The organism is Brevibacillus reuszeri, from assembly GCF_002897295.1.
Classification (GTDB): Bacteria; Bacillota; Bacilli; order Brevibacillales; family Brevibacillaceae; genus Brevibacillus; species Brevibacillus reuszeri_A.
Genome location: NZ_BEXF01000162.1, coordinates 1 through 255, shown reverse-complemented (window position 1 = coordinate 255; position 255 = coordinate 1). Strand labels below are relative to the sequence as shown.

The following is a 255-nucleotide window of genomic DNA, read 5'->3' as shown; positions in this document are numbered from 1 at the left end:
AATACCTCAACATGATGAAGCAACTTCTGTCACGGGAAAACCTTCTGACAGCATTAAAGAGAGTGGAAAAGAATAAAGGAAGCCACGGTGTGGACGGTATGTCAGTAAAATTCCTACGTGAACATATGAGTTATGGCTTTCGTCCAAATAGGCGAGGACATGATGCAGTTCGGAAGGCTAAAGGTTTTATGAAAGAGGGGAAACGGTGGGTTGTTGATTTAGACTTAGAGAAATTCTTTGACAAAGTAAACCATG

Annotated in this window: 1 pseudogene; it reads left to right on the top strand. The window is 41.2% G+C overall.

From position 1 onward, the window contains the following. Positions 1-11: 11 nt before the first annotated feature. A pseudogene (locus tag C3B52_RS35995) lies at positions 12-255 on the top strand (reverse transcriptase domain-containing protein); the annotation flags it as partial.